The organism is Candidatus Aquicultor secundus, assembly GCF_002791875.1.
GTDB classification, from domain to species: Bacteria; Actinomycetota; Aquicultoria; order Aquicultorales; family Aquicultoraceae; genus Aquicultor_A; species Aquicultor_A secundus.
Map to the genome: position 1 here is coordinate 20,749 of NZ_PFNG01000231.1, position 7,472 is coordinate 28,220.

At 52.0% G+C, this 7,472-nt stretch carries 4 protein-coding genes; 3 read left to right on the forward strand and 1 reads right to left on the reverse strand.

Annotated elements, in window-relative coordinates:
* Window positions 1-51: 51 nt before the first annotated feature.
* Window positions 52-2,556 carry a U32 family peptidase gene (locus COY37_RS09885; RefSeq protein ID WP_286678921.1) on the forward strand — a complete coding sequence of 835 codons (2,505 nt, stop codon included), beginning with the start codon at window positions 52-54 and terminating at the stop codon, window positions 2,554-2,556.
* Window positions 2,557-2,973: 417 nt separating this feature from the next.
* Window positions 2,974-3,936 (forward strand): alanine dehydrogenase, encoded by a 963-nt coding sequence (ala, locus tag COY37_RS09890; RefSeq protein WP_286678922.1) that lies wholly within the window; start codon window positions 2,974-2,976, stop codon window positions 3,934-3,936.
* Between the two features lie 17 nt (window positions 3,937-3,953).
* On the opposite strand, the gene COY37_RS09895 is transcribed toward ala, so the two are convergent.
* Window positions 3,954-5,471 carry a sensor domain-containing diguanylate cyclase gene (locus COY37_RS09895; RefSeq protein ID WP_286977429.1) on the reverse strand — a complete coding sequence of 506 codons (1,518 nt, stop codon included), beginning with the start codon at window positions 5,469-5,471 and terminating at the stop codon, window positions 3,954-3,956.
* A gap of 133 nt (window positions 5,472-5,604) precedes the next feature.
* Here COY37_RS09895 and COY37_RS09900 point away from each other — a divergent pair, with 133 nt between their 5' ends.
* The gene (locus tag COY37_RS09900) at window positions 5,605-7,317 is read left to right on the forward strand and encodes an aldehyde ferredoxin oxidoreductase family protein (protein ID WP_286977430.1); all 1,713 of its coding nucleotides are present in this window, start codon (window positions 5,605-5,607) and stop codon (window positions 7,315-7,317) included.
* Window positions 7,318-7,472 lie beyond the last annotated feature (155 nt).

The following is a 7,472-nucleotide window of genomic DNA, read 5'->3' on the forward strand; positions in this document are numbered from 1 at the left end:
ATCTATATTTTTATGGATTAAACTATGGTTGAAAACAGAGAGAGTGAACAATTGAATAATAAACTTGAACTCCTGGCACCGGCGGGTAACAGAAAGGCCTTCGACGCCGCGCTCAACAGTGGGGCGGATGCCATCTACTTGGGCGTTGAAAAATTCAGCGCACGCCGCCAGGCCGGCAACTTCACAATCGATGAGCTAAAGAAAGCCGTACGGGATGCCCACCTTCGGGGGACAAAGGTCTATGTCGCGTTTAACACGATAATCTCCGACGGGGAACTGCCTTCGGCGATCGAGAGCCTTGCAGAAATAAACAACGCGGGCGCCGATGCCGTTATCATCCAGGACTGGGGCGTTTTTAAACTGGTAAAGCGTCTCTTACCCGATATCCGCGTGCACGCCAGCACCCAGATGAACACGCACAACCTGGAAATGGTGAAATTTCTCGAAGAACAGGGCGCCAACCGTATTACCCTGGCGCGCGAGCTATCGATAGGCGAAATCGCCGAAATATGCGATTCGACCACCGTTAAAATAGAGACATTCATCCACGGCGCCCTCTGCTTCTCATACTCCGGACAATGCCTCTTCAGCAGTATGGTGGGGAATAGAAGCGGCAACCGCGGAATGTGTCCGCAGGCATGCCGCTTAGGCTACAGCCTTTCGGTCGCGGGTTCCCGCGAAGAAGTCTGGCCGACGCCGGGCAAACACATCTTAAGCACAAAGGATTTAAGCGGTATCAAGCTTTTGCCCGAATTGGCGAAAGCCGGTGTAAAGGCGCTTAAAATCGAGGGTCGCATGAAATCGCCCGAGTACGTGGCGACCGTTGTGCGAGTTTACCGCAATGCAATCGATAGGTACCTGCGCGACCCTGATACTTACAGCGTATCCGATGAAGAGATAAACGAACTCAAAGAAGTGTTCAGCCGCGGCTTTACCGAGGGATATTTCAAGGATATCCGCGACAGCCGTCTCATGAGTTTCGACAGGCCGAGCGACCGCGGCATGCTCATAGGAAGGGTAACCTACCTGGACGTGTATACAGGCAAACTGGGCCTGCAGCTGAAACACGAGCTGTGCGTCGGCGACGAGATCGAGGTGTGGGTAAGCCACGGCGGCAGGGTTAAAGCCAAAGTCGACGAGTTGCTTATTGCAGATAAGCGTGTCGAGTGTGCGCCCGAGGGGTCGAAGGCGGTAATCGTTCTTAAAGGCAAACGTCATAAGATCAACACGGGCGATCGGGTTTTCAGGATATATAACGAGCGGCTTATTAAAACCGCAAGGGAATCGATAACGGGTGCGGTATCCCGGCGGGTGCCTATAGAGATGTCTGCATTTATAGAGGTAGGAAAACCCATCGAACTGAAAGCGCACGTAAACCCGGCTTACGGCGGCCAGCGAGCCGAAGTGACGAGCGATTTTAACGCCGAAAAGGGTGAGAAAAGAACCCTCTGCGAACACGACGTAATCTCCCAGTTGAACAGACTCGGCAACACGATCTACGAGGTCGATTCATGGGATATTACGGTCGGTTCGGGTGCTATGGTTCCCCTTGGAAAACTCAACGACCTCAGGCGCACCCTGGTCGAGAGACTCGATACCGAGAGAGTCAAAGCGTACCGGCGAACACGGGTAGCACCCAAAAAAGCGCAGGACGAACTCGATGCCATTATGCGCCCAGAGCGCACCAAAAAGCCTCAGAAACCGCTTCTTGCAGCCGATGTAAGTTCACCCGATCAAGCGGTCCAGGCCGCCCAAAACGGCGCTGATTGGCTCTACTTGAGGCCCGGCTTTTTACGACAAGGGGGTTTTGATCTTGCAAAGCTCTCAGAAATGGCCGCCGAGAAGGGCGCAAAGCTGGCGTTGGCGATCGGTAATATAATCCACCAGAGCGAAATATCCGCTCTGCTCGCGCTTATCGAATCCAAAAGAGATTATTTAGATGCTCTGCTCATCGATAACTTTGGGATATTTCGTGCGGTTAGGGATTTGGGGCTGCCGCTATTTCTCGATTACCATATCAATAACTTCAATAGGGTAAGCACCCGGTTCTTCAGAGATAGCGGCGCTTCAAGAATATGCCTGTCATCCGAGCTGACCCTTGACCAGTTAGCCGCACTGTCAAATTCCGTCGATGTAGAAACCGAGGCCCTGGTTCACGGCTGGCTCGAGGTAATGACCGCCGAGCACTGCGTACCGAGCGCCTCCAAAAAAAGCTGTGAGTTCTGCTCGATGCGCGATTTTTATATAGAGGATCAAAAAGGCTTCAAATTCCCGGTCGAACAGGACACAAGATGCCGCTCGCATATCTACAACTCACGAGAACTCAACATGCTTCCCAACACGGCCAATCTCATGCGCACAGGTGTCGGTTCACTGCGACTTCTGCTCAACCGCTACGAGCCGGAAGCTGCCGGTGCTATTACCAGGCTCTACCGCGAAGCCATCGACCTTATAACCGCGGGTGTTGACGACGTCACCCCGGTTCTTAAGAAAGCCGACCGGCTCTTCCCAGCCGCCGAGACAACAACCGGCCATTATTTCCGCGCCGTTCAGTAGCGTGGGCCCGGAGAGGCAGCAAGCAGCAAGCAGTAAGCAGTAAGCAGTAAGCAGTAAGCAGTAAGCAGTAAGCAGTAAGCAGTAAGCAGTAGGCAGTAAGCACAGATAGTGCGCATCGGGACCATGGTACTGCTGGAAACCGGAGAGGCAGCAAGCAGTAGGGAGTAGGCAGGGTGTTGTGGGTCGAGAGTATGGGTTTAATGAAGAGTATTGCTAGGTGTCATTCTGAGCGATAGCGAAGAATCTCGGGTGCACTCACAGTGACTGTCACTAGTTAGCGTCTAGGCGTAGCTAGGCTACTGTAAGAAGAAGGTTTTATTCTGCCTACTGCATACTCCCTACAAGGGTTTGTTTATGCTGGGGCTAAACGTATAATATAAACAATGATGGGCAGAGAAAAACAAAGATGGGCAGAGATTGAAGACTCGTTTGCTTACAGCATCTGATATAAAAAAGATCATCAATATGCCGAATACCCTGGCGGCGGTGGAGACCGCATTTCGGGAATATGGGTTTGGTAAAGTCGTTATGCCTCCAAAACTCTACCTCGACTTAAAGCACTACGGTGGTGATTTTAGGGCAATGCCGGCATATGTCGAAAAATCCGCCGGCCTGAAATGGGTGAGTGTGTATCCGGGCAATCCCGGTAAGGGGTTGCCGACCGTGTTGGCGATGCTCGTGCTTAACGACCCCGAAACCGGTTTTCCGCTCGCCATTATGGATGCGACCCAGATAACGGGCTACAGGACGGGTGCCGCCGGGGGAGTGGCCGCGAACTATCTTGCACGAAAAGACTCAACGGCATTGGGCCTTATCGGGGCGGGCGCACAAGCAAAAACCCAGCTGCTTGCGCTGCTTAATTACTTCGAGTTCGAAAAGATTTACATGTGGAGCCTGCGCGAAGAAGATATCGAAAGGTTTCAAGCCGATTTTGAAGATCTGCCTATCGAGTCGGCCTCAATCGAGACCGCGGCGGGCTGCGACATAGTCTGCACTACGACCCCGTCCAGAGAGTTTATAGTGAAGCGGGAGTGGGTGAAAGAGGGCGCCCATATCAACGCCATAGGCGCGGACGCGGCGGGCAAACAGGAACTCGACCCCAGGATTTTAGCCGATGCAAAAGTGGTTGTCGACGACATCACGCAGGCAAAGCACAGCGGCGAGATTAACGTAGCGATTAAGCGGGAATCCTTTGCCGAAGTGGATATCTACGCCACGCTCGGCGAAATCGTAACCGGGGCAAAGCGGGGGCGCATTGGAAATGAGATCACCGTCTTTGATTCCACGGGGCTGGCGATACAGGATATCGCAACTGCAAGGATGCTTCTCGATAAAGCTAAGGCCGAAGGGATCGGTCACGACTTTGATGTGATCGGATAAGTCGGTTTGCCGGCGGCTTAATTTGAGGCGGTTTTCAACTCATAGGACGTACCGTTACCGCTACACGTCTCAACTCTGTTTCTGCCGTTTTCCTTGGCTTTATACAGGGCGACGTCGGCACTGTTTATGAGCCCTTCCTTAGAGATAGAGTCGAACGGATATGTCGCAACGCCGAGAGAGATCGTTAGCTTTCCGGTCGGCTGTTTTGATTCACCCTGGAAGGTTGATTGTTCGACCTTTGCCCTGATGCGCTCAGCGACGACGGTCGCACCTTCCTTATCGGTGTTCGGCATCACGGCGCACATTTCCTCGCCTCCGTAGCGGTACACAAGATCGCTATCCCTTACTGCGCTGCGCATAACCTCGGCGACCGTGCGGAGCGCCTCGTCTCCCAGTTGGTGCCCATTGTTGTCGTTGTATTGTTTGAAATAGTCGATATCGATCATGATAAAAGACAGGGGCTCTTTATAGCGCTTTGCCCGAATTAGTTCTTGCTCAAGGTTTTGAGAGAGCTTCCGGTAGTTCCACAGCTCAGTGAGCGGGTCGATGAGAGTGAGCCGCTCGGTCATTTTATGCAACCTATTAACATCCCTCCCGATCCAGAGCCAACCAAGCAAAGCAACCAGCAGCAGCGGAACAAATAGCGCAAAGTGATTAGCGAGTTCCCGTGTGACTTCTTTTTGGATGAGTCGCTCGTCGACGCAGACTCTCACAAACCATGGCACTTTAGATGCAACCGTAAAACCGGAGATTATAGTCGTACCATCAGGGTACTTTAACGTATCGGTCCCCGAAGTCTTCCCCAGCATCGTTTTATAGAACGGCTCATGTGAAAGGTTCTTGCCGACCCATTTTTTTGGATCATTGCTCCGGGCGATAACGACACCCTTATCATCCAATACGCTAATAACCGTACCTTGCGCAAAGCGTGTCTGCATGAGCTTATTCTGTATTTTTGTAAGATCGAACGCCGCCGCGATAAAACCGATCCTTTTGCCTGCAAAATTGTATACGGGATACGTGACATGGACTACGGGGATTCCCGTCAAGCGGCTGTATATGAAATCACCGACCGCCATACCGTCCGATCTGATCGATTTTTTGTAACATACGGTATCGCTCACATTTACCTTTTTTGCATCCTCGCTGTTGGTCATTGCCCCGGAAGCGGCAGCCGCACGAATATTCCCATCATTATCTACAAAAAGGATAACGTTATAGAAAGGAAACTTAGGTACGATCTCTTGCAACAGGGCTTTGACTTTGGGATAGTTTTGTGCACGCACATTTTCATTTTTAGCGATAGGAATTAGCGCTTCGCCGGTTGAGATGATATATTCGTCGATGTCGTGGCCGACATTCTGCGCAATCTTTAGACTCTCGGTCTTTGTCTCTTCTTCAAGGCGCTTATTTATATCAAGCGCCTTATACGTGGAAAAGATGATGAACGGCAGGAGCATGACAACGAGCAGGACAAAAAGCCTACCCTTTACTGAAAGAAGTCTTGTATTGCCATTAATATTATTTGGATCCATGCATAACCCCTGATAAGTTGATTAGCAATAACCATCGGCACTATATTCGAAGTCTTTAGAAATTACCAGGTAAATGTTTGACCGGCATCGAACGCTCCTGCTAACATCTTATTGAGGCGTGAAAGGGGAAAGAATGTTCGGGTGGACGGGTAAAATCCTAAAAATTGATCTGAGCAGCGGTCGAGCGGTTCGGGAGGACGTCCCGGCCGATGTGCTTTACGAGTATCTGGGCGGCAGGGGCCTGGGCATTCGTTTGATGCGCGATTACTTCCGGCTGGACCCGTTTTCACCCGAGATGCCGTTAATCTTTGCTGTCGGTCCTTTGTGCGGTACGCCTTCACCGACATCGGCCAGGATGTCGGTCGTGTCGCGAAGCCCGCTTACCAACACCATCTACGATTCCTCCTGCGGGGGTCTGTTTGCCCACAAAATCAAAGCAGCCGGTCTTGACGCGATAATGATCACCGGCAAAAGCCGGCGACCCGTGTATATCCAGGTAACGGAAACGGATGCCGCTCTATATGATGCTTCGGGGCTTTGGGGAAACGACACGCTTGAGACGATGTCCGCTTTGATGGATAAGGGGAGTGTTGCCGCAATAGGACCTGCCGGCGAAAACGGGGTGCTTTTTGCGAACATTATGGTCAACGCCTCAAATTCGGTCGGTCGCGGCGGTCTTGGCGCCGTTATGGGGTCGAAAAACCTGAAGGCGGTTGTCGTGAACGGCGGGCGCAGGGTTGAGATTGCGCAGAAAGAGAGCTTTAAAAAGGGGCAGGAGGATGTCATGCGCCTTTTCAAAGCATCGCCCATTATCTTTGGGGAACTCGGTATCAGCGAGTATGGGACGCCCGCCCTCGTGGATTTAATCCGGCAGCGGCGTATGGTTCCAACCGAAAACTTTCGCAAGACATTCTTCGAGGGTGCGGGGAATTATTCCGGGCCTTCGTTTAAGCGGCACTATAAAGCCAAGAAAGAGGGGTGCTTCGGATGCCCGATTCGGTGCAAGAAGGTCGACTCGTGCGGCAAAGCCCTCCCCGAATACGAGACCGCATCTCATTTTGGGGCATTGAATAGAAACAGCGACATTCACTCCATCGTTAAATCAAATGAGCTATGTAACCTGCTGGGGATGGATACCATCAGCATGGCATCTACGATAGCGGCTTACGGTGAGTCTACGAACAGGTATTTTGGGCCGGATGAGATAGTACGGCTGGTTCAAAAGACTGCGGTGCTCGAGGGCGAGGGCGAAAAGCTTGCACTCGGTTCCGTCAGGCTGTGCGAATCATTGGGCACCCCTGAGGCATCAATGTCGGTCAAGGGTTTGGAGCTTCCCGCGTACGATCCGCGTGGGGCCTACGGTATGGCTCTCGCCTACGCTACTAGCAGCAGGGGGGGATGCCACCTGCGTGCATACCCGATAGCGAACGAGATTCTCCGCAAACCGGTTGCGACCGACAGGTTTTCGTTCTCGGGAAAAGCCCGCATTATAAAGATCGCAGAGGATACGAATGCCGTCGCCGACTCCCTGGAAATCTGCAAGTTCGCACTGCTTGCGGCCTCGCTTGAGGAGTATGCAGAGATGCTGACCGGGGTAACCGGGATCGAGTTCACGGGGCAGTCTCTTCTGAAAATCGGTGAGCGGATCGTTAAAGACGAACGATTCTATAATTGCAGCAACGGCTTTTCGTCTAAGGACGACATGCTACCCGAACGCTTTTTTACCGAACCCGGGTCATCGGGCGACGGCATAGATATCCGGCCTATCGACAAGGCCAGGTTTATCGAGGAGCTGCAAAAGTATTATAAAATGCGCGGCCTCAACGAAAACGGGTGTTTTGACTAGCCGCAATATAAGGAAGGTGCATCTTGCTGTCATTCTGAAGGAGCGATTAGCAAATGGTAAACGGCGCTTAATTGTCATTCTTATAGCAAACAGCAAACGGCGATTAGTTGTCATTCTGAAGGAGCGATTAGCAAACAGTGAACAGCGATTAGATG

Bases quoted from the DNA above. Each gene is read 5' to 3' on its own strand.
- COY37_RS09895 (WP_286977429.1), bottom strand. From the start codon at position 5,471: ATGGATCCAAATAATATTAATGGCAATACAAGACTTCTTTCAGTAAAG.
- COY37_RS09900 (WP_286977430.1), top strand. From the start codon at position 5,605: ATGTTCGGGTGGACGGGTAAAATCCTAAAAATTGATCTGAGCAGCGGT.